At 70.6% G+C, this 19381-nt stretch carries 18 protein-coding genes; 12 read left to right on the top strand and 6 right to left on the bottom strand.

The annotated features are described in order from the left end of the window. The coding region (locus tag DKT68_RS20815; protein WP_146218407.1) for a PspC domain-containing protein at positions 1-847 on the bottom strand (847 nt) is incomplete at its 3' end. Positions 848-1006: 159 nt separating this feature from the next. Between DKT68_RS20815 and DKT68_RS20810 the strand changes: the two genes are divergently transcribed. Continuing rightward, positions 1007-2269, top strand: coding sequence for an ATP-binding protein (locus DKT68_RS20810; RefSeq protein WP_109819086.1), 1263 nt, complete (start codon positions 1007-1009; stop codon positions 2267-2269). A gap of 2 nt (positions 2270-2271) precedes the next feature. Continuing rightward, positions 2272-2958: a response regulator gene (locus tag DKT68_RS20805; RefSeq protein ID WP_109819085.1), complete on the top strand. Its 687-nt coding sequence runs from the start codon at positions 2272-2274 to the stop codon at positions 2956-2958. 171 nt (positions 2959-3129) lie between these two features. On the opposite strand, the gene DKT68_RS20800 is transcribed toward DKT68_RS20805, so the two are convergent. After that, positions 3130-3864: a PIG-L deacetylase family protein gene (locus DKT68_RS20800; protein ID WP_236647000.1), complete on the bottom strand. Its 735-nt coding sequence runs from the start codon at positions 3862-3864 to the stop codon at positions 3130-3132. Between the two features lie 433 nt (positions 3865-4297). Here DKT68_RS20800 and DKT68_RS20795 point away from each other — a divergent pair, with 433 nt between their 5' ends. From DKT68_RS20795 to DKT68_RS20775, 5 genes are all read left to right on the top strand, one after another. Next, positions 4298-5935: a peptide ABC transporter substrate-binding protein gene (locus DKT68_RS20795; RefSeq protein WP_109819083.1), complete on the top strand. Its 1638-nt coding sequence runs from the start codon at positions 4298-4300 to the stop codon at positions 5933-5935. A 149-nt stretch (positions 5936-6084) separates the two neighbouring features. After that, positions 6085-7011, top strand: a complete 927-nt coding sequence (locus DKT68_RS20790) for an ABC transporter permease (RefSeq protein ID WP_109819082.1) — start codon at positions 6085-6087, stop codon at positions 7009-7011. After that, entirely contained in the window at positions 7004-7972 is a 969-nt protein-coding gene (locus tag DKT68_RS20785) for an ABC transporter permease (RefSeq protein WP_109819081.1), read from the top strand. Before DKT68_RS20790 ends, DKT68_RS20785 begins: the two co-directional genes overlap by 8 nt. Before the next feature lie 26 nt (positions 7973-7998). After that, positions 7999-9027 carry an ABC transporter ATP-binding protein gene (locus DKT68_RS20780; RefSeq protein ID WP_109819080.1) on the top strand — a complete coding sequence of 343 codons (1029 nt, stop codon included), beginning with the start codon at positions 7999-8001 and terminating at the stop codon, positions 9025-9027. Continuing rightward, positions 9020-10036 carry an ABC transporter ATP-binding protein gene (locus tag DKT68_RS20775; protein ID WP_109819079.1) on the top strand — a complete coding sequence of 339 codons (1017 nt, stop codon included), beginning with the start codon at positions 9020-9022 and terminating at the stop codon, positions 10034-10036. The genes DKT68_RS20780 and DKT68_RS20775 overlap by 8 nt, the downstream gene beginning before the upstream one ends. 139 nt (positions 10037-10175) lie before the next feature. On the opposite strand, the gene DKT68_RS20770 is transcribed toward DKT68_RS20775, so the two are convergent. After that, positions 10176-10568 (bottom strand): chorismate mutase, encoded by a 393-nt coding sequence (locus DKT68_RS20770; protein WP_109819078.1) that lies wholly within the window; start codon positions 10566-10568, stop codon positions 10176-10178. A gap of 343 nt (positions 10569-10911) precedes the next feature. Here DKT68_RS20770 and pcrA point away from each other — a divergent pair, with 343 nt between their 5' ends. Both pcrA and DKT68_RS20760 read left to right on the top strand, forming a co-directional pair. Then, positions 10912-13317, top strand: a complete 2406-nt coding sequence (pcrA, locus tag DKT68_RS20765; RefSeq protein WP_109819077.1) for a DNA helicase PcrA — start codon at positions 10912-10914, stop codon at positions 13315-13317. A gap of 74 nt (positions 13318-13391) precedes the next feature. Beyond that, entirely contained in the window at positions 13392-13859 is a 468-nt protein-coding gene (locus tag DKT68_RS20760) for an NUDIX hydrolase (RefSeq protein ID WP_109819076.1), read from the top strand. A gap of 36 nt (positions 13860-13895) precedes the next feature. Here DKT68_RS20760 and DKT68_RS20755 read toward each other — a convergent pair whose 3' ends face one another. Together DKT68_RS20755 and DKT68_RS20750 are read right to left on the bottom strand one after the other, a co-directional pair. Then, on the bottom strand, positions 13896-14678 hold the full coding sequence (locus DKT68_RS20755; RefSeq protein WP_109819075.1) for a M23 family metallopeptidase: 783 nt from the start codon (positions 14676-14678) through the stop codon (positions 13896-13898). Between the two features lie 273 nt (positions 14679-14951). Next, positions 14952-15659, bottom strand: coding sequence for a M23 family metallopeptidase (locus tag DKT68_RS20750; RefSeq protein ID WP_109819074.1), 708 nt, complete (start codon positions 15657-15659; stop codon positions 14952-14954). Positions 15660-16102: 443 nt separating this feature from the next. On the opposite strand from DKT68_RS20750, the gene DKT68_RS20745 reads away from it, so the two are divergent. The 3 genes from DKT68_RS20745 (at position 16103) to sucD (ending at position 19012) form a co-directional block, all read left to right on the top strand. After that, positions 16103-16507 carry a cobalamin B12-binding domain-containing protein gene (locus DKT68_RS20745; protein ID WP_109819073.1) on the top strand — a complete coding sequence of 135 codons (405 nt, stop codon included), beginning with the start codon at positions 16103-16105 and terminating at the stop codon, positions 16505-16507. A gap of 436 nt (positions 16508-16943) precedes the next feature. Continuing rightward, positions 16944-18122, top strand: coding sequence for an ADP-forming succinate--CoA ligase subunit beta (gene sucC / locus DKT68_RS20740; RefSeq protein WP_109819072.1), 1179 nt, complete (start codon positions 16944-16946; stop codon positions 18120-18122). 2 nt (positions 18123-18124) lie between these two features. Continuing rightward, positions 18125-19012: a succinate--CoA ligase subunit alpha gene (sucD, locus tag DKT68_RS20735; protein ID WP_109819071.1), complete on the top strand. Its 888-nt coding sequence runs from the start codon at positions 18125-18127 to the stop codon at positions 19010-19012. Between the two features lie 123 nt (positions 19013-19135). Here the strand turns inward: sucD and DKT68_RS20730 are convergent. Next, positions 19136-19381 (bottom strand): hypothetical protein (locus DKT68_RS20730; protein ID WP_109819070.1); only part of this gene is annotated, 246 nt, incomplete at its 5' end.

Here is a 19381-nt window from a genome sequence, read left to right as displayed (position 1 = left end):
GCGCGGTGCCGCCGGCCAGCGGTGCGGTCGCCAGCGGGCCGGCCGGCGGCACCGCGCTGTACGCGGGCGCCGGCCAGGCGACCGGTGGGACCGGCCCGGGTGGCGTGCCCATCGGGCCGGACGGCGCCGGCCCGCCCGGGACGCCGGACTGTGGCCCTCGATTGTCCCGGTTGAGCAGCAGCGCGCCGCCGATCAGGATGGCCGCGCCGAGCAGCACCGCACGGAAGGCGTCGGTGACGATGTAGCCGAAGCTGGCCGCCACCAGGATGCCCAGGACGATCACCGTCACCGGCGACATGCTGGACCGGCCGCGCCCGAGCATCGACTCCACCGGGGACGCGGTGTCGCCCTCGTTCGGGATGATCAGCCAGGCGGCGACGTACACCAGGATGCCGATGCCGCCGAAGAACCCGAGGACCGCGAGCAGCACACGCCAGAGCACCGGATCGGTGTTGGTGGCCCGTCCGATCGCCGCGCAGACCCCGGCGAGGTAGCGCCCGTCGCGAGGCCGGACCAGCCCGTACCGCGAGGTGAAGCCGGCGCCGCCCAGCGGCGGTGGCGGCGTGGACGGACCGGGACCACCCGGCCCGGGTGCTCCGTAGCCGGTGCCGGCCGCGAAGTCACCGTGCGGCCCGTAGGCCGCGCTGCCGGACCCGTGACCGCCGCCCGGAGCGGCCGGTGTGGGATCGGCGGCCGGGCGGGCGTCGAACCCGGCGGTGGTGCCCGCGGGCGGGCCGAACAGGGTGGGCTCGGCCCAGCCGGCGGGTGTCGCGGCTGGTGGGGGCGGTGATGAACCGCCCGGCTGTGCCGACCCGGGACGGGGCGGCGGGGCAGCTTCCTCGGTCATGCCTCGATCCTGCTGCCCGGTCCGCCCGAACGACCTCAGGACCCGACCCTGACCCCACCCTGAGATCCGGGCGGCCGGAATGTCGGGGGCGTCCCCGTGGTCGCGGCACGCCGCAGCGTGTGACGATCGGATCCACCGACCTCGGGCCCGCCCGCCACCGTGACCAGGGAGCCTCCGATCAGCATCGTGACCCCGCCCCCGCGCCTCTACCGCGCCCCCGAGCACCGGATGGCCGCCGGCGTCGCCGCCGGTATCGCCGACCACCTCGGCATCTCGGTGCTGCGCGTGCGCGTCGCGTTCATGGTGCTGCTCGGGCTGAGCGGGCTCGGACTGCTGCTCTACGCGGCCTTCTGGGCGGTGGTGCCGCTGCGGCCCGGTGACACCGCGGTGCCGCCCCGGCGGGACGTGGCCCAGCTCCTGCCGTTCGTGGGGATCGGGCTCGGTGTCCTGCTGATCCAGGTGATGGTCTTCGACTCGGTGGGCGCGGCGGGCACCGCCGGCTGGCTGGTGGCCATCATCGCGGTCGGCGCCGGTGTCATCTGGCACCAGTCCGCGCCCGAGCGGCGGCGGCGGTGGGGCGACACGCCGGTGCCCTGGCTCGGCGCGGTCGTCGAGGAAAGCGACCGGCGGGCCTTCGTGCTCCGGTTCATCGGCGGCGGGGTGCTGGTCGCGGTCGGCATCATCGGCGTCGCGGCGGTCTACTCGCCGGCGCAGAACTTCGACGCGGTGATCAACGGCGTGATCTTCGCGCTGGTCGGGCTGGCCGGGGTCGGGGTGGTCGCCGCGCCGGTGCTCTGGCGGACGTACAGCCAGCTCCGCTCGGAGCGCGAGGGGCGCATCCGCGAGCAGGAGCGGGCCGAGCTGGCCGCGATGGTGCACGACCAGGTGCTGCACACGTTGGCCCTGATCCAGCGCAACGCCACCGACGTCAAGACGGTGCAGCGGCTGGCCCGGGGGCAGGAGCGCTCGCTGCGCAACTGGCTCTACAAGCCCACCGCCTCGCCGAACGAGCGCTTCGCCGCGGCGCTGGAGCAGGCCGCGGCCGAGGTCGAGGACACCTTCGCGATCACGGTGGAGGCGGTGGTGGTCGGTGACCGGGAGACCGACGAGCGGGTCGGCGCGCTGGTCGCGGCCGCGCGGGAGGCGCTGGTGAACGCGGCCCGGCACGCCGGGGTGCAGACCGTGTCGCTCTACGCCGAGGTGGAGCCCGATCAGGTCAGCGTCTTCGTCCGGGACCGGGGGAAGGGCTTCGACCCGGATACCGTGGAGGACCACCGGCACGGCGTACGCGGCTCGATCATCGGGCGGATGAAGCGGCACGGCGGACGGGCCGAGATCCGGTCCGGACCGGGGGAGGGGACCGAGGTCCGGTTGATGCTGCCGATCTCCCGGGACTCGTCCGCAGCGGAGAGGAACAGATGACCATGGCCGAGCAGTCGACCGAGCACCTCGACCAGGCGGACGCCCGCCCCGAGCGGCTGCGGGTCTTCCTGGTGGACGACCACGCCATGTTCCGGGCCGGGGTGCGCGCGGAGCTGGGCGCCCACGTCGAGGTGGTGGGCGAGGCGAGCACGGTGGCCGAGGCGGTCACCCGGATCGCCGCCACCGGACCGGACGTGGTGCTGCTCGACGTGCACATGCCCGACGGTGGCGGGCGCGCGGTGCTGGAGGCGATGCGGCGCAGCCACCCGCAGGTCAAGTTCCTGGCGCTGAGCGTCTCCGACGCGGCGGAGGACGTGATCGGGCTGATCCGCGCCGGCGCCCGGGGTTACGTCACCAAGACCATCTCTCCGGACGAGCTGGCCGCCGCGATCCGCCGGGTCGCCGACGGCGACGCGGTGTTCAGCCCCCGGCTGGCCGGGTTCGTGCTGGACGCCTTCGCGGCCCGGCCGGACGCCCCGGTGGCCGATCCGGAGCTGGACCAGCTCACCAACCGGGAGCGGGAGGTGCTGCGGCTGCTCGCCCGGGGGTACGCGTACAAGGAGATCGCGAAGGAGCTGTTCATCTCGATCAAGACGGTGGAGACGCACGTGTCGAACGTGCTGCGCAAGCTCCAGATGTCCAACCGCTACGAGCTTTCCCGGTGGGCGGCGGACCGCCGGCTCGTCTGATCTGTTCCTCTCCATCGACGATCAGGGCACCTGCGACGGATGCCGCCGCTCGGGGCCTGATCCGCTCCGGTTCCACCACCGGCCCCGGTCCCGCTCCGCGCGGTGCCGGGGCCGTCCCGGCGAGCGGGGTGGCTGCCGCGACCGCGCGCCGGGTCACCCCGCTTCGGGAGATCAGGTGGTCCGCAGGACGGTGAACGCCTCGGCCAGCCGGCCCGGCGGCAGCCCCGCGTCGGCGGCGACCGCGGCGAGCCGGTCGTGGATCCAGGCCGGCACATCCAGGTGGCTGGTCTGTGACCGGTGGGCGCGCATCGCCGCCACCTTGCGGTCGTACCGGTCGGTGATGTCGACGGCGTGGTCCGGGGCCGGGCCGCCGGCGTACCAGACCTCCCGCACCACCCACGGCTCCAGCCCCTCGGCCAGCAGTTCCGGGAACGCGAACGGGTTGCGGGCGTCGGGGTAGATGGCGCAGGTGGTGGCCTCGCCGACGGCCAGGTGGTCGGGGTGGCTCGGCCCGGCCAGCAGCTCCCAGCGGCGCAGCGGCGAGCTGGTCAGCACCCGGTCCGGCCGGAACCGGCGGATGGCCGCGGCGATGTCCCGGCGCAGCGCCGGCGTCGAGGTCAGCGTGCCGTCGGGGTACCCGTCGAGGAAGTCGACCTGCCGCACGCCCGCCACGGCGGCGGCCTCGCGCTGTTCCGCCTCGCGCAGGCGGGGCATCTCGGCCCGGTCGGTGTCGTCGAAGCCGCCGGCGTCACCACGGGTGATGATCAGATAGGCGACCTCCACGCCCTCGTCCACCCAGCCGGCAATCGTGCCTGTGCAGCCGAAGTCGACATCGTCCGGATGGGCAAACACGGCGAGCGCTCGGTGGACGTCGGGAAGCACGGGCGCGGACGCGGGGAAGCTCACAGGACCCGAGCGTACGCGGGCCGCCGGTGCCCGGCTGGGCCACGTATTTCCTGCTCAGAGCTGCCCGAACCGGCCGCTTTATGATCAATTTTCAAGTATCGGCAACATGGCGGGCAACTAACGTCTTGATAACGGCACCTTCACGGAAGCGGCCAGTGGGTGTCACAGTGGCAGCACCTCACCCTCGGTGTGCGGCACTCCGTACGGCCAACGACCACGACCTCCGCTGTTCCGCGGCGGCTTCGTGACTGAGTCGCCTGCGTCGGGTCGTGCCTCGTCGGGTGGGGAGCCCGGCGGATCGGAACATCAGGGGTGTCCCCAACTTCCCTGTGAAACCCGGCGACCCGCGCCCCGGGGTGGTCGGGCGGTGTCACCCCCAAACGTGCGTGAAACCCACGACGGAACCAGGCTTAGAAAGAGGAGGCCCCTCGGAATGAGAGTCTCGAAGCGGGCGACGAGCGCGATCGCGCTCAGCGCGGCTGCCGCGCTTGTCGCGAGCGGTTGCTCGAGCGGTGACGGTGACGGCGACGCCGCCGCCAGCAAGGACGGCGCGATCGTCATCCACGGTGTCCAGCCGGAGAACCCGCTGGTCCCGTCGAACACCACGGAGACCGGCGGTGGCAAGGTCATCGACTGGCTGTGGACCGGCCTGGTCGAGTACCCGAACGACGGTGGGGCCCCGCGCAACGCGCTGGCGGAGTCCATCAACACCACGGACTCCAAGGTCTTCACGATCAAGATCAAGAAGGGTACCAAGTTCCACGACGGTACCGAGGTGAAGGCGAAGAACTTCGTCGACGCCTGGAACTGGGCCGCCTACTCGCCGAACGGCGCGCAGAACGGCACGTTCTTCTCGGACATCGCGGGCTTCGACAAGACCTACACGTCGGACCCGGACGGCGAGGGCCCGCAGAAGGCTCCGGCGCCGACCGCCGAGAAGCTGTCCGGCCTGAAGGTCGTCGACGACCAGACCTTCGAGGTCACCCTGGCGGCCCCGACCGCGGTCTTCCCGACCAAGCTTGGCTACAGCGCCTTCATGCCGCTGCCGGACGTGTTCTTCACCCAGAAGCCCGAAGAGTTCGGCAAGAAGCCGGTCGGCAACGGCCCGGTGAAGTTCGTGTCGTGGGAGGACAACGTCCTCATCAAGCTGACGCGCTTCGACGACTACAACCTGCGCGACACCATGAAGGTCAAGGACGTCGACGTCAAGCTGTACCAGGACGAGAACGCGGCCTACAGCGACCTGCTGGCCAACAACCTCGACTTCATGGAGACGGTCCCCACCTCGGCGCTCGCCGGTGACAAGTGGAAGACCGACCTCGGTGACCGGGGGCTCTCGACCACCACGCCGTCGACCGCGCTGATCGCGTTCCCGACCTACGACAAGCGCTTCCAGAACCCGAAGCTGCGTCGTGCCGTGTCGCTGGCGATCAACCGGCAGGAGATCTCGGACAAGATCTTCTTCGGTACCCGCAAGCCGGCCGACAGCTGGGCGAACCCGCTGACCCCGGGCGCCAAGCCGGGTAACTGCACCGCCTGCAAGTTCGACGCGACGGAGGCCAAGCGGCTCCTGACCGAGGCCGGCGGCTTCACGGGCGAGATGGTCTTCTACTACAACGCCGACTCCAGCCACGCTGACTGGATGCAGGCGGTTGCGCAGCAGGTCAAGACCAACCTGGGCATCGAGGCTCGCGCCGAGGGCGTCCCGACCTTCGCGGTGTTCCGCCAGAACATCAACGCCCACACGATGAAGGGCCCGTACCGCGCCGCCTGGCAGCAGGACTACCCGGACGTGGAGAACTGGGTCAACCCGCTCTACGTGACTGGTGGTTCCTCGAACGACGGCCTGTACAGCAACCCGCAGGTCGACGCCCTGGCCAAGCAGGCCAGTGCCGCGCCGACCCTGGAGGCCTCGCACGAGGCGTTCTCCAAGGCCGTCGAGATCGTCGACCAGGACGTCCCGAGCATCCCGATCTACTTCTACGGCCAGCAGTCCGGCCACTCGGAGAAGATCAAGAAGCTCGAGCTGAACAACGTCGGCGAACTCGACATCACCTCGGTCGAGCTCTGATCCGAACGGTCTGACCCCGGGTCGGGCTCGCCACATCCGGTGAGCCCGACCCGGGGCCGTTCCGCGAGTGGGTGTTACAACACTCCACTCGCCACGTTGTCACCACCGTGTCGGCCGTCCGACGCGCCCCCTGTCTGGAGGACCACCCCATGGGCCGTTATCTGTTGAGACGGCTGCTCCAACTCGTGCCGGTCTTCATCGGTACGACGTTCCTGATCTACGCCCTCGTCTGGGCCGTTCCGGGCGACCCGTTCGCCGGCAAGTGCGGCGAGCGCCGCTGCCCGGACCAGTACATCGCCTTCATGACCGAGAAGTACCACCTGGACCAGAACGTCTTCGTGCAGTACGCGAACTACATGAAGAACCTGCTCCAGGGTGACTTCGGTCAGACGTTCTCGCAGCGCGAGATCAGCGACATCATCCTCACGTCGTACCCGAACACGCTGAAGCTGGCCCTGGTGGCGCTCACCATCGAGGCCGTGATCGGCCTCGGCGCCGGCGTGCTGACCGGTCTGCGACGCAACGGCTTCCTGGACAACCTGGTCCTGGTCTCCACGCTCTTCCTGATCGCGCTGCCGGTGTTCGTCGTCGGCTTCGTGCTCCAGTGGCTGCTGGGCGTGCAGTGGGGCATCATCAAGCCGACCGTCTCCTCCGAGATGCGGCTCTCCGAGCTGATCGTGCCGGGCTTCGTGCTCGGTAGCGCGTCAGTGGCGTACATCGCCCGGGTGGCGCGAACGAGCATCGCGGAGAACCGCCGCGCCGACTACGTGCGTACCGCCATCGCCAAGGGCCTCCCGATGCGCCGGGTGGTGGGCGTGCACCTGCTGCGCAACTCGCTCATCCCGGTGGTCACCCTGCTCGGCACCGACCTCGGTGCCCTGATGGGCGGCGCGATCGTCACCGAGGGCATCTTCGGCATCAACGGAATCGGCCGCCAGGTCTTCCGCGCGATCGTCACCAAGGAAAGCGCTACCGTGGTAGGGATCGTGGTCGTTCTGGTGCTGGTCTATCTCGTGATGAACCTGCTGGTTGACCTGCTCTACGCCGCCCTGGACCCGAGGATCCGCTATGAGTGACCCGAGTACCGCATCGATCGTCAGCACCCCTCCCGCACAGCCGACCGACGCCGGCGCCCCCGCCACCGCGGGGCCGCAGAGCAACGAGAAGCCGCGCGGCCTGCTCGGTGACGCCTGGCGGGACCTGCGCCGCAAGCCGCTGTTCTGGATCTCGGCCACGCTGATCGTCATCTTCCTCCTGATGGCGGCCTTCCCGGCGCTGTTCGCACCGGGCAGCGACGCCGTCAACGGCAGCCTGTCCCGGAGCCTCAACAAGCCCGGCGCGGACGGCTGGTTCGGTTACGACGTGCAGGGCCGGGACGTCTACGCCCGGGTCATCTACGGGGCGCGTGCCTCCATGGTGGTCGCCGTGCTCTCCGTGGTCGGCACCCTGCTGGTCGGCGGCACCATGGGCATCATCGCCGGCTACCGGGGTGGCTGGGTCGACGGTCTGCTGAGCCGGATCGCCGACGTGTTCTTCGGTCTGCCCTTCGTGCTCGGCGCGATCGTCATCCTCACCACGTTCAACGGTTCGGACTCCGGCAACAGCAAGGCCCAGATCATGGGCCTGGTGATCGCCTCCCTGACCGTGCTGAGCTGGCCGGTGGTCATGCGGCTGATGCGGTCCTCGGTGCTGGCCACCAAGGAGGCCGACTACATCGTCGCGGCCCGCGCGCTGGGTGCCGGCACCGGCCGGATCATCCTCAAGCACCTGCTGCCGAACTGCCTGGCCCCGCTGCTGGTCTACGGCACGATCATGGTCGGCTCGTTCATCGGCGCCGAGGCCACCCTGTCGTTCCTGGGCGTCGGCCTGAGGTCGCCGGTGGTGTCCTGGGGCATCATGATCAGCGAGGGGCAGCAGTTCATCCGGGTCGCGCCGGGGCTGGTGTTCTTCCCCGCCGCGTTCCTCGTCACCGCCGTTCTGAGCTTCGTGATGCTCGGTGAGGCGGTCCGCGAGGCCCTCGATCCGAAACTCCGCTAGGGGAGATCCAGTTGTCCGACATTCTCGTGTCCGAGCAGTCCGCGCCGGGAACCGGCGGGTCCGGACGTCCCTCCGGCCGGCTGCTCGAGGTCGAAGACCTGCGGGTGGAGTTCCGCACCCGGGACGGCGTCGCCAAGGTCATCAACGGGGTCACGTACCACGTCGACGCGGGGGAGACCCTCGCCGTGCTCGGCGAGTCCGGCTCCGGCAAGAGCGTCACCGCGCAGACCATCATGGGCATCCTCGACACCCCGCCCGGCTTCGTCACGGGCGGTCAGGTTCGCTTCCACGGCAAGGACATGCTCCGCATGTCCAACGAGGAGCGCCGCCGCATCCGCGGTGAGGGCATCGCGATGGTCTTCCAGGACGCGCTCTCCGCGCTGAACCCGGTGTTCACCGTCGGGTTCCAGATCGCCGAGCAGTTCCGGGTCCGGCGGGGCATGGGTCGCACGGAGGCCAAGAAGCGTGCGATCGAGATGCTCGACCAGGTCAAGATTCCGAACGCCAAGGGTCGGTTCAACAACTACCCGCACCAGTTCTCCGGCGGTATGCGGCAGCGCGCGATGATTGCGATGTCGCTGGCGCTCGACCCGGAGGTGCTGATCGCGGACGAGCCGACCACCGCGCTCGACGTGACCGTGCAGGCCCAGATCATGGACCTGCTCGCCGAGCTTCAGCGTGAGCGGCAGATGGGCATGATCCTTATCACCCACGACCTCGGCGTGGTCGCCGACGTCGCGGACCGGATCGCGGTCATGTACGCCGGCCGCATCGTCGAGGAAGCCGACGTGTTCGACCTGTACGCCAAGCCGGCGCACCCGTACACGATCGGCCTGATCGACTCGATCCCGCGCATGGACGAGAAGGGGCAGCAGCTCCGGACGATCAAGGGTCTCCCGCCGAACCTCATGAACATCCCGCCGGGCTGCCCGTTCAACCCGCGCTGCCCCATGGCTCAGCCGGTGTGTCGGGAGAAGCTCCCGCCGCTGCTGCAGGTGGGCACCGCCCGGGCCAGCGCCTGCCACTTCGCCGAGGAGCTGGTGAACCGTGACTGAGAACATCATCGAGGTCCGTGACCTGGTCAAGCACTACCCCGTCACCCAGGGTGTGGTGTTCAAGAAGACCGTCGGTCAGGTCAAGGCGGTCGACGGGGTCTCGTTCGGTCTGCGTGCCGGTGAGACGCTGGGCGTGGTCGGTGAGTCCGGCTGCGGCAAGTCGACCCTCGCCCGGGTGCTGATGAACCTGGAGCGGCCGACCGCCGGCAGCGTGGTCTACAAGGGCCAGGACATCTCCAAGCTCTCCGGTGGGGCGCTGCGGCGCCTCCGCCGGCAGATTCAGCTGGTGATGCAGGACCCGTACACCTCGCTCAACCCCCGGATGACCGTCGGTGACCTGATCGGCGAACCGTTCGAGATCCACCCGGAGGTGGCGCCCAAGGGCAGCCGGCGGGCCAAGGTTCGCGAGCTGCTCGACCTGGTCGGGCTCAACCCGGAGCACATCAACCGGTACCCGCACCAGTTCTCCGGCGGTCAGCGTCAGCGCATCGGCATCGCCCGCGCGCTCGCGCTGCGGCCCGAGGTGATCGTCTGCGACGAGCCGGTGTCGGCGCTGGACGTCTCCATCCAGGCCCAGGTGATGAACCTGCTGGAGAAGCTCCAGGGCGAGTTCGGGCTCTCGTACGTCTTCATCGCGCACGATCTGTCGGTGGTCCGCCACCTGTCGGACCGGGTCGCGGTGATGTACCTCGGCAAGATCGTCGAGATCGGCACCGAGGACGAGATCTACGAGCGGCCGACCCACCCGTACACCCAGGCGCTGCTCTCGGCGGTGCCGGTGCCGGACCCGACCCAGCGGAACAACAAGACGATCATCCGGCTCACCGGTGACGTGCCGTCGCCGATCAGCCCGCCCTCGGGCTGCCGGTTCCGGACCCGCTGCTGGAAGGCGCAGGACGTCTGCGCCGAGCAGGTTCCTCTGCTGGAGATCCGGCCGGGCTCGGACCACCCGAGCGCCTGCCACTTCGCGGAGAAGCGCCAGATCGTCCCCAGCCACGAGGCTGCCTGAGTCACCGGAACCGCCTGCCGATGTCACCACGACGGCAGGCGGTTTCGTTTGTCCGGGGACCAGGTCGGGCCGTTGCGGCGCCGAGCGGGCCGGCTGGGGCGCCGGCCGGCCCGGCGCCGTGTGACCGGCCCGGCAGGGCTCACAGCGGGCCGCGGCCCGCGCGGAGCAGCAACAGTGCGAGTTGGGTGCCGTCGGCGCCGAGGGCCGTCCGGAAGCGCTCCAGGATCTCCCGTTCCCGCGAGAGCACCAGCCGCGTGCCACCGGAGGCCATCCGGGTCGCCCCGACCTCCTGGGACAGCGTGGCGCGCTCCTGCCAGAGCGCGATCAACGCGTGGTCGATCTCGTCGATCCGTTCCCTGATGTGCACGATCCGCGCGGCTGCGGTCGGCTCGGCGGTGCCCGTCCGTGCCTCGGTCGGCCCACCGTCCTCGGCCGGGGGCGCCGCCACCACGGGCTCGCTTCCGTTCGCCGACGGCTGCTCCGCCCCCGGCCGGATCGGCCCGCCGCTCTGCTCCGCCACGTCTGTCATCATCGGGTACCCCTCGCACTGTCGTGCCCGGTGCCCGGATCCCGGGACGAAAAAGCCCCGGGCTCCAGGAGCCCGGGGCTTTCGCAGGTCTGATCGATCAGGCGCGACCTACGGCTGCCGGACTCCCGGTGCCGTAGTAAAAGTAGTAGCGCTGAGCGAACACGCCGTCGAGTATGCCCATGCCGCCGGCCGACGCGCAAGCGATTCGCCGGGACCGCACCCGCGCGGCGACCTGAGTGGGCCGCCCGTCACGCCCCGGCCCGTGCGCCCGGCGGCGCCCGGTGGTGGCGGCCACGGCACCGCGCGGTCGGGAAGTGTCCGGCCGGCGGCATAGACTTGTCGCGCGATGCATCCTCTCTTCGACATTCCCGCGTCCCCGCCTGCGCGGGAGTCCGCGCCGGCCCGTCCGGACCGGCCCCGGGCGGCTCCCGTCCGCCTCGATCCGCAGCAGCTGCTCGACGGGCTCAACGGGCCGCAGCGCGACGCGGTCAGCCACTCGGGTTCGCCGCTGCTGATCGTGGCCGGCGCCGGCTCCGGCAAGACCCGGGTGCTCACCCACCGGATCGCCTACCTGCTCGCCGCGCGGGACGTGCATCCCGGGGAGATCATTGCGATCACCTTCACCAACAAGGCCGCCGGTGAGATGAAGGAGCGGGTCGCCGCGCTGGTCGGCCCGCGGGCCCGACTGATGTGGGTGTCGACGTTCCACTCCGCGTGTGTCCGCATCCTGCGGGCCGAGCACGAGCACGCCGGCCTCAAGTCGACGTTCTCGATCTACGACGCCGACGACTCCCGGCGGCTGATGCAGCTCGTCACCCGCGAGCTTGATCTTGACCCGAAGCGCTACCCGGCGCGCGGGCTGGCCGCCCAGGTCTCCAACCTGAAGAACGAGCTGGTCGACCCGGAGCAGTTCGCCGCTCGGGCCACGGGGCCCAACGAGCGGGCGCTGGCCGAGGCGTACACGCTCTACCAGCGGCGGCTGCGCGAGGCGCACGCGCTGGACTTCGACGACCTGATCATGACAACGGTGCACCTGCTCCAGTCCCACCCGCACGTCGCGGAGAGCTACCGCCGCCGGTTCCGGCACGTGCTGGTGGACGAGTACCAGGACACCAACCACGCGCAGTACACGCTGATCAAGGAGCTGGTCTCCGGCACCGAGGGGCTGGAGCCGGCCGAGCTGTGCGTCGTCGGTGACGCCGACCAGTCGATCTACGCGTTCCGGGGCGCGACGATCCGCAACATCCTGGAGTTCGAGCGCGACTTCACCGACGCGCGGACGATCCTGCTGGAGCAGAACTACCGCTCCACCCAGACCATCCTCAACGCGGCCAACGCGGTGATCGACCGGAACACCTCCCGCAAGCCCAAGCGGCTGTGGAGCGAGTCCGGCGCCGGCGAGCGGATCGTCGGCTACGTGGCCGACACCGAGCACGCCGAGGCGGACTGGGTGGCCCGGGAGATCGACCGGCTGGTCGACGCCGACGAGACCCGTCCCGGCGACGTCGCCGTCTTCTACCGCACCAACGCCCAGTCCCGCGTCTTCGAGGAGGTGTTCATCCGGGTCGGCCTGCCCTACAAGGTGGTCGGCGGGGTGCGCTTCTACGAGCGCAAGGAGGTCCGCGACGCACTGGCGTACCTGCGCTCGGTGGTCAACGACGACGACACGGTGAGCCTGCGGCGGGTGCTCAACACGCCGCGCCGGGGCATCGGCGACCGCGCGGAGGCGTGCGTCGAGGCGCTTTCCAGCCGTGACCGCATCTCCTTCGGCGCGGCGCTGCGCCGGGCCCGGGAGGCGCCGGGCATCTCCAGCCGGGCGGCCAACGGCATCGCCGACTTCGTGGCGCTGCTCGACGGCGCCCGGGAGCTGGCCGAGACCGGCACCCCGGAGGAGGTGCTGGAGGCGCTGCTGACCCGCTCGGGCTACCTCACCGAGCTGGAGGAGAGCCTGGACCCGCAGGACGCCGGCCGGGTGGACAACCTCCAGGAGCTGGTGAGCGTCGCCCGGGAGTACACCGAGCGGATCGAGGCCACCGGCGCCGACGGCGAGCGGGCCACCCTGGCGGGCTTCCTGGAGCAGGTCGCACTGGTCGCCGACGCCGACCAGATCCCCTCCGACGACCCCGACCACCAGGGCGTGGTCACCCTGATGACGTTGCACACCGCCAAGGGGCTGGAGTTCCCGGTGGTCTTCCTGACCGGGCTGGAGGACGGCGTCTTCCCGCACCTGCGCTCGCTGGGCGACACCCGCGAGCTGGAGGAGGAGCGCCGGCTGGCGTACGTCGGCATCACCCGGGCACGGCAGCGGCTCTACCTCTCCCGGGCGGTGACACGCTCGGCCTGGGGGCAGCCGGCCTACAACCCTCCGTCACGGTTCCTGGAGGAGCTGCCGCCGGAGCTGGTGCACTGGGAGCGCACCGAGGGGTCGTACACCTCGTGGGCCGGTGGAGGCGGTGGCGTCGGCGGTCGCGCGGACCGCGCGCCCGGCGGGCGGGGCACCTTCAACGGGGGCACGCCGAAGGCGGCCCAGCTGGCGAAGCGGCTCGGCGTGGACGCCAGCCGCCTGACCACGGCGAGCGAGCTGCCGCAGGGGCCGAAGGTGTCGGCCGGCGACCGGGTCAACCACCAGCGCTACGGGCTCGGGCGGGTTGTCGCCGTCGAGGGGCACGGCCCGGGCGCCCGGGCGCAGATCGACTTCGGCGACCAGACCATGTGGCTGGTCCTGCGGCATGCCCCGATCGACAAGCTCTGACACCCAGGGGCGCCGCCCCAATCACTACAGCCCTGCGGGTGCCGGGCGATGTAGGGTCCGGCGGGAGGTCTCGGATGAGTTTCCGGCTGGCGGCATACGCCGTGTGCGTCGAGGATGAGCGGGTCCTGCTCGCCCATTACGTGCCACCGACGGGCGACAACCACTGGACCCTCCCCGGCGGCAAGGTCGAGCACGCGGAGGATCCGTTCGATGCGGTGATCCGGGAGGTCGCCGAGGAGACCGGTTGCGACGGTGTGGTCGAACGCCTACTGGGTGTGGATTCGAGGGTGATCCCCACGTCCGAGGCGCGGTGGGGGATCGAGCACCAGAATGTCGGCATCTTCTACCGGGTTCGCATCACCGGTGGCGCGCTCCGGCCCGAGCCGAACGGCCAAACCGCCGAGTCGGTCTGGACTCCGATACGCGACGTGGCTCGCCTGCGCCGATCATCGATCGTCGACATCGGCCTCGCGCTGGCGCAGACCCTTCCGGCAACCGGGCACGTCGCCTCCGTCCCGGTCGGCGGTCTCATTCAGCACTGAGACCGCCGCCGTACGGACACCTCACATTCAGAGGGCTCAGCAGCCCAGGTCGACGCCGCGCGCCCGCATGAACGGCGCCGGGTCGACCTGGTTCCACATTCCCTGGTGTACCTCGAAGTGCAGGTGCGGGCCTGTGGCGTCGCCGGTGGCGCCCTCGTAGCCGATCACCTGGCCGGCCTGGACCGCCTGGCCGACGGTGACCGCGATGCGACTCTGGTGCGCGTAGTGGGTCAGGTACCCGTTGCCGTGGTCCACGAAGACGGAGTTGCCGTACCCGTCGGCGGCGTCACCGGCCTGGACCACCGTGCCAGCGGCCGCGGCGTGGATCGGCGTGCCGGAGGGCAGCGCCAGGTCGATACCGGCGTGCAGGGTGCCCCAGCGCTGGCCGTAGCAGGAGGTGACGGCGGCGCCGGGCATCGGGTCGACCCAGGCCGGTGTGGGCTTGGTGGTCTTCTTCGGCCTGGGCTTCGCGGTGGCCGTCTTCTTCGGCGTCGGGCTGGCGCTGGTCGCCGACGGGCTGGCGCTGGTCGCCGACGGGCTTGCGGTCGGGCTGGCCGAGGGGGCGACCGGCGAACTCGACTCGCGGGCGGAGCGGTCCGCCCGGCTGGCGGCCTCGGCACGCGGTTGGGCGTCGAGGGAGACGGCGGTGGGCGCCGGGCGCTCCGGTCCGGTGGTGGCGACGGCGACGCCGCCCAGACCGAGCGCTACCAGGGCGGCCGCGCCGAGCACGATGAGGCGGTTCCGCCGGCCGGCGCGCTGCGGCTGCTCGGCGGCGGTGTCGGGGGTGTTCTCGTTCTGGACGGGGCTGTCTTCCTGCACGGCGGACCTTCACAGTCGAGGGGCACTTGACCTCGAAATACTGGTGTCGGGCCGAGCGGTGGCGGGTACGGGGACCGGGCGGTCGGTCGATGGGCCCGTTGACGGGTGTCCGGGTATGACTCCTTCTGGAGAGCTCTGCCCGGAAAAGTGATCATGTGGGCCCGTGGTGTCCGTCACAGTCCGTCGTGTGACCCAGCAAACATCGGCCGACGCCAGGCAACGAAAAACCGCCCGGATCGACAGATCCGGGCGGTCAACGGTCAGTACGCAGCGTCAGGACGCGGCTACCTCGCTGTAGATTGCCTCGACTTGCAGCTTGATGTCCACTCCGCGCTCCTGCAGGAACGGCACCGGGTCGATCGGCTGGCCCTTGACATGGATCTCAAGGTGCAGGTGGGTGCCGTAGGCGTGACCGGTCTGACCCACCAGGCCGAGCTGGTCGCCCGCCTTGATCTGCTGCCCCTCCTTGACGCTGAGCGCGGAGGAGTGGCCGTAGACGGCCTCGCTGCCGTCGGCGTGCTGGACGATCACCGCGTAGCCGTAGCCGCCGAACCAGCCGGCCTTGGTGACCAGCCCGTCGTGGATCGCCACGTACGGCGTGCCCTCGGGGACGACCAGGTCCACGCCGGTGTGCAGCTTGCCCCAGCGCATCCCGTAGGGAGAGTTGAAGTCGTAGCCCTGCAGCGGCAGCAGCCAGACCTCGGACTCGGCCGCGTCCTTGCTCCGGCTGTCGCGGGAGGCGCGGTCGGCGTTGTCCGCGCGGGCCGCGGCGTCCTGGCTGGTGACCGACGCCTGCTTCAGCTCGTCGAGCACCGACGGGCTGACGTCCTTCGCGTCCGGCAGGGCGCTCGCACCGAGTGCGACGATGCCGGCCCCGACGAACGCGGTGGTGACGACGGCGGCGTAACGGCTACGTGGGGGGGTGGGTACGCGGCGACGACCGCGATATCTATCGGGCTCAGACGACAGGCGCTGGCGCACGCACACCCTCCGTTGTCGGGGTTCCGAAGCGGCCGGTGGACGTTCGTGAAACTCGGGTGAACGTCCGCTGACCGCGTCGTCACCCGTCCATAGACCTGATGACAACCGTGGTCACGTTAGCCAACCACCAGGCGAGTCACAAGCCAGAGCGCCGAATTGGCGTGTCGATCTGTCCGTTTGCGTCCGTGATTGTCACGCCTCGTGACCTCAAACGGTGCCCTCGTTACTGCCCGTTCGTCGCCGAGCGTGACCGATCCGGCGGAGTCGTCCGGCTTGACGGCGACCGTCGCGGCAACTCCCTGAGGAGAGCGTCCGCACTGGCGGTGACCGCGCCGGGCGAGCCGGAGCGCCGACCGTTGCCCGGCCCGGATTTCCCGGGCGCGGTCGGTCGGGTTACCGTTCGTTAAGGTGAAGGCCGTGGAGCCGGTGAAAGGTGTGCGCTGATGAGCTCTCGTATTCGGGTCGTCGTCGCGAAGCCAGGCCTGGACGGCCACGACCGGGGCGCAAAGGTGGTCGCGCGCGCCCTGCGGGACGCCGGGATGGAGGTCGTCTACACCGGCCTGCACCAGAGCCCCGAGCAAATCGTGGAGACCGCCATCCAGGAGGACGCCGACGCGGTCGGCCTCTCCGTCCTCTCCGGCGCGCACATGACGCTCTTCCGTCGGGTGCTGGAACTGCTCGGTGAGCGGGACGCCCGCGACATCGTCGTGTTCGGTGGCGGCATCATCCCCAACGGCGACATCCCCGAGTTGGAGAAGCTGGGCGTGGCCAAGATCTTCACGCCGGGCGCCACCACCCAGTCGATCGTCGAGTGGGTCCGGCAGAACGTCGCGCAGCCGGTCGCCTGAGGCGAGGCGGGCGGGACGGGTCTCGGAACGGAGTCCGGGCACGGGGGAGGGGCCGGACGCACCCCTCACACGTCCGGCCCCTCTATGCACGATGCCCCGCCGCCACCCCTCGACCGACAGGGCATCGGCCGTCTCCCGTCATTGCGCTGCTTAGCGCTCCGACACCTGACTCAACGACGCCCCGACGACCGGGTTACGCACCCCCGTCAACATCGCCCGGACGGTTGACGCCGTCCCCGTCGTGCCCGGAACCGACCGCGTCCGGTGCCCGGTTGTGCATTACCGCACACCGCGCACCCGCTCGGTTGCCGGCCGTGCCCACCTCGCTAGGCTGCGGCCAATGGCCTGTGTCAAGTGATGACAGGCGTCAAACTGTTTTCTGAACGCTGGTGGCGGCGCGACGGCGCGCCGCGGAGACGGGACGGGACGCGCAATCGTGGACCTGTACGAGTACCAGGGGCGGGACCTGTTCGAGCGGCACGGCTTGCCCGTGCTGGCCGGCGGCGTCGCCACTACCCCGGAGGAGGCCCGCGCGATCGCCGAACGCCTCGGCGGTCGGGTGGTCGTCAAGGCGCAGGTGAAGGTCGGCGGCCGAGGCAAGGCCGGCGGCGTCAAGCTTGCCGAGGGCCCGGATGAGGCGGTGGCCAGGGCCACCGACATCCTCGGCATGGACATCAAGGGTCACACCGTCCACAAGGTCATGATCACGGTGACCGCGGACGTGGCCGAGGAGTACTACTTCTCGTACCTGCTCGACCGGGCGAACCGCACCTTCCTCTGCATCGCCAGCGTCGCCGGCGGCATGGACATCGAGCAGGTCGCCGCCGAGACCCCCGACAAGGTCGTGAAGGCCCCGATCGACGCCGTGAAGGGCGTGGACGAGGCCAAGGCCCGCGAGATCGTGACCGCTGCCGGCTTCCCGGCCGAGGTCGCCGACCAGGTGGTCGAGATCGCCGTCAGCCTGTGGCAGGCGTTCGTCGCCGAGGACGCCACCCTGGTCGAGGTCAACCCGCTCGCCAAGAACGGCGACGGACGGATGCTGCTGCTCGACGCCAAGATCAGCCTGGACGAGAACGCGGCGTTCCGGCACCCGGACCACGAGGCGCTCGTCGACCAGGCCGCGGTGGACCCGCTGGAGCAGGCCGCCAAGGCCAAGGACCTCAACTACGTCAAGCTCGACGGCGAGGTCGGCATCATCGGCAACGGCGCGGGTCTGGTCATGTCGACCCTCGACGTGGTCGCGTACGCCGGTGAGCGGCACGGCAACGTCAAGCCGGCCAACTTCCTCGACATCGGCGGCGGCGCGAGCGCCGCGGTGATGGCCAACGGGCTGGAGATCGTGCTCTCCGACCCGGCCGTGAAGAGCGTCTTCGTCAACGTCTTCGGTGGCATCACCGCCTGCGACGAGGTCGCCAACGGCATCATCCAGGCGCTGGCCCTGCTGGAGCAGCGCGGCGAGCAGGTCACCAAGCCGCTCGTCGTCCGCCTCGACGGCAACAACGCCGAGGCCGGCCGGGCGATCCTGGACGGCGCGAACAACCCGCTCGTGCAGCGGGTGGACACCATGGACGGCGCGGCCGAGCGGGCCGCCGAGCTGGCAGCTGCGGGGGTCTGATCATGGCTATCTGGCTGACCAAGGACTCGAAGGTCATCGTCCAGGGGATGACCGGTTCCGAGGGTTCCAAGCACACCCGGCGGATGCTCGCCGCCGGCACCAACGTCGTCGGCGGCGTCAACCCGCGCAAGGCGGGCCAGAAGGTCGACTTCGACGGCACCGAGCTGCCGGTCTTCGCGTCCGTGGCGGACGCCATGGCCGAGACCGGGGCCGACGTCACGGTCATCTTCGTGCCGCCGCAGTTCACCAAGGCCGCCGTGGTCGAGGCGATCGACGCCGCGATCCCGCTGGCCGTGGTGATCACCGAGGGCGTTCCGGTGCACGACACCGCGTCGTTCTGGGCGTACAACGTGGCGCAGGGCGAGCGGACCCGGATCATCGGGCCGAACTGCCCGGGCATCGCCTCGCCGGGCGCGTCCAACGCCGGCATCATCCCGGCCGACATCACCGGCTCCGGCCGGATCGGCCTGGTCAGCAAGAGCGGCACGCTGACCTACCAGATGATGTACGAGCTGCGGGACATCGGCTTCTCCACCTGCGTGGGCATCGGCGGCGACCCGATCATCGGCACCACCCACATCGACGCCCTGAAGGCGTTCGAGGCCGACCCGGAGACCGACGCCATCGTCATGATCGGTGAGATCGGCGGCGACGCCGAGGAGCGGGCCGCCGAGTTCATCAAGGCGAACGTCACCAAGCCGGTCGTCGGCTACATCGCCGGCTTCACCGCGCCTCCCGGCAAGACCATGGGCCACGCCGGGGCGATCATCTCCGGCTCGGCGGGCACCGCCGAGGCGAAGCAGGCGGCGCTGGAGGCGGTCGGGGTGAAGGTCGGCAAGACGCCGACCGAGACCGCGCGCCTGATGCGGGAGATCATGTCCGGCAGCTGAGCGGACCAGGCACCACCGAAGGGGGTCGACCGGTTCCGGTCGGCCCCCTTCGCGTACACCGGGCGGCCCGCGCCCGCTCGGCGGCCGCCCCGGAACGAGCGCCGGTTCGTCGGCTGACCAGCCTCAGTCGTTGTTCCAGAACGGGTAGTTGCCGGTGGAGCGCAGGATCGCGCCACCGATGATATTGATCACGCCGAACGCGATGGCGAGGTAGCCGAGCAGCGGCGACTGGCCGTACCGCCGGGCGTCCCGGATGGACAGGTAGCCGAAGATGATGCCGAGGACGCCGCAGCAGATCAGGCCGAGCACGATGCCCAGTACGCCCCAGAGCGTGGTCCGGTCCCGTCCCCTGGCCGGCGGTGGCGTCCT

Source organism: Micromonospora acroterricola, from assembly GCF_003172955.1.
In the GTDB taxonomy this organism is placed as follows: domain Bacteria; phylum Actinomycetota; class Actinomycetes; order Mycobacteriales; family Micromonosporaceae; genus Micromonospora; species Micromonospora acroterricola.
Note: the sequence above shows the minus strand (reverse complement) of the source record. Positions and strands in the feature narration are given on the sequence as shown.